Annotated in this window: 3 protein-coding genes; all 3 read right to left on the reverse strand. The window is 38.5% G+C overall.

The genetic code is table 11. The features are described from left to right. Positions 1 to 861: 861 nt before the first annotated feature. Complete coding sequence (locus tag GD441_RS17705) at positions 862 to 996, reverse strand: hypothetical protein (protein WP_420849725.1); 135 nt, start codon at positions 994 to 996, stop codon at positions 862 to 864. Continuing rightward, a complete protein-coding gene (locus GD441_RS17385; RefSeq protein WP_225434288.1) occupies positions 938 to 1,276 on the reverse strand; it encodes a hypothetical protein in 339 nt (112 codons plus the stop codon). Before GD441_RS17385 ends, GD441_RS17705 begins: the two co-directional genes overlap by 59 nt. Positions 1,277 to 1,424: 148 nt before the next feature. Further along, positions 1,425 to 1,811, reverse strand: a 387-nt coding sequence (locus tag GD441_RS16740) for an amino acid ABC transporter ATP-binding protein (RefSeq protein ID WP_153127518.1), incomplete at its 5' end; no start/stop codon positions are given.

Here is a 1,811-nt window from a genome sequence, read left to right on the forward strand (position 1 = left end):
ACTTCTGACTGTTCAGCTATCTATCACTAGATAGGTTACCAAGATTACTTGGCGTGCCAGCCAGACCTCCCCGGGTAAGAGTGTAATCTTTCCTTCCATCCATCTGCTTCATTTACTCTGTATCACCTTCGGCAGAAAGGGCTTTGTTTTGTTATGCAAACTCACCCAATGATACCTAGCCTCATATGAAGTTCGTGTTCCTCAGACCGGAAGTTTGCCGCTCGCTTCCTTCAGATTCCGTGTCGCCACGGACACCCTTGCGTTAAGCTAACTGCTACTTCTGCCTTCGCAGCTCGGGACTCTCACCCTATAGATTACACCCATGCCGGGCGCACATAAAAAAGCTTGCGACTTTGTCGACAAGCTGAAGGACAGTTAGTATAACAACTAACTATCCTAAATATTAAGATTCATTAAAACGCGTTTCCCCCGGAATTACTATTTTAAAAGAAAATTTAATGGATTTCCCATTAAATTTCTTTGCCTTCACGTTCATATTCATGGTCCCAGCTGTATGAAGTAAATTCCCAGTTAGTTTAAAAACTCCCTTATCTACTTTAAATGCATTGTATGTGACATTGTAATGCATATCGGGTATAGAGAGTGTTACTTCAACTTTTTCAATATCTTTGTTATTGAAATTCATTGTTAACACGTTTAATCCGGATATAAAGGTGAAATGTTAACATTAAACTTTACTTTTTCTTTTTCCACTGAACTTGGATATACCCCTTGTTCAGCTGCACTAGGTGTGGATACGACTAAAAGAGAAGCGAAAAATAAGATAAACACTCCATAAATCAATTCAATTCGTAACCGGTTAATTACTTTGTTTACCGCTTTGGATGTTAAGTTTTTTATTCATCTTCTATGCAAATATCCAAAGCCTAAAATAAAAAACATGGTAACAATTTTAAATACTATTCCCTTTCCCCATTCACTTTGAATAAAGCTTTTTATTGTAAACGATGGAACATATTGTTTTGTCATAAACAAACCTGTGAAAATAATAATAACAAAACTTATCATTGCCCACTTTGAAAATTTTGGAATCACATTTTTTTAACCAGTCTTTCATATTTTCTTTTTTTGGAATGATGATTAGCCCAAATAATCCTCCTATCCAAATAGACGCAGCTAATAAGTGCAAAGCATTTACTCCAGTCGTTAAGTAGCCGCCGTAGCGAGGATAAGAAGCATGTCCAATAATAGTTGGTACTAACAACAGGGCTATACCATAAAGGAAAAGTCGAATTCTTCTAAACAATAATCCCAAAACCAACAGTATTCCTTGTATAATCGGTATCCAAACAAATTTTAATGATAAAAAATGAATCATGGATAAGTTTTCTACTTCCGTTTTTTGCGATGTGACAATGATGGTCTCTCCCACTAAGACCAAAATAATCAGAACTAAGGAAATTTTATTCCATTTCGAATCGGTTTCGGTTCAAGAAGGCTTTCGTTCGTTCAAACTTTGGGTTAGTAAACAACTCAGTCGGATGACCGGATTCGATGATTTCCCCGTTGTCCATGAAAATGACCCGGTTTGCTACCTCCTTGGCGAACTCCATCTCATGTGTCACCACAATCATAGTCATGTGCTCTTCGGCCAGCTGCTTCATAACCTGCAATACTTCTCCTGTCAATTCTGGATCCAAAGCAGAAGTTGGCTCATCAAACAGCAGGATTTCGGGGTTCATCATGAGTGCTCGAGCAATGGCTACTCTTTGTTTTTGACCGCCCGAAAGCTTCGCTGGGTAAGCTGTCGCCCAATCAGAGAGCCCTATTTTATCTAGGAGCTCAGTGCT

Origin of the sequence: Peribacillus tepidiphilus (genome assembly GCF_009466385.1) — a bacterium.
Lineage (GTDB): Bacteria > Bacillota > Bacilli > Bacillales > DSM-1321 > Bacillus_BN > Bacillus_BN tepidiphilus.